Source organism: Chryseobacterium artocarpi (genome assembly GCF_001684975.1).
Classification (GTDB): Bacteria; Bacteroidota; Bacteroidia; order Flavobacteriales; family Weeksellaceae; genus Chryseobacterium; species Chryseobacterium artocarpi.
In genome coordinates, this window is sequence record NZ_MAYH01000039.1 from 1 (window position 1) to 434 (window position 434).

The 434-nt window shown below is 42.2% G+C and carries 1 protein-coding gene; it reads right to left on the bottom strand.

Annotated features, from left to right (window positions below):
• Positions 1 to 434: nucleotidyltransferase domain-containing protein (locus BBI01_RS14755; RefSeq protein ID WP_185114358.1), on the bottom strand; the 434-nt coding region annotated here is incomplete at both ends.

A 434-nucleotide genomic window follows, 5' to 3' on the forward strand; every position in this document is an offset into this window, starting at 1 on the left:
TTCTATGATCCATTTTCCGGTTAATGCAGTTCTCAGACAATAAAAATAGCTTTTTAGTTTCACTTCATCAGCTCTGCAGGCTTCCAGGTATTTTTTGCTCATGCTTAAATAGTGATAGGAAACGGCTACCGGCGAAAAACAGGTATCAGCTAATGGCCTGAAAAGCTCTACAAACTTTGCATTTTCCTTATAAACGATAGGAGAGTAGAACCAGCTCAGTAAAGCGGCATTCGATTTCAGTAAGAGATGAAAAGTCTTTCGGAGATCCCATCCGGAACCATCCAGATCATCTTCCGTCATAAATTCTATCGTTTCATCCTTGTCCCAAGGTGAAAGATACCAGTCTTTTTCATGGCGGTATATAAAACGTATGTCATAATCGCTGTCCGGAGAGGCAAAGCCCCAGGCTCTGCTGCCAGATTCAACGGCAAGAA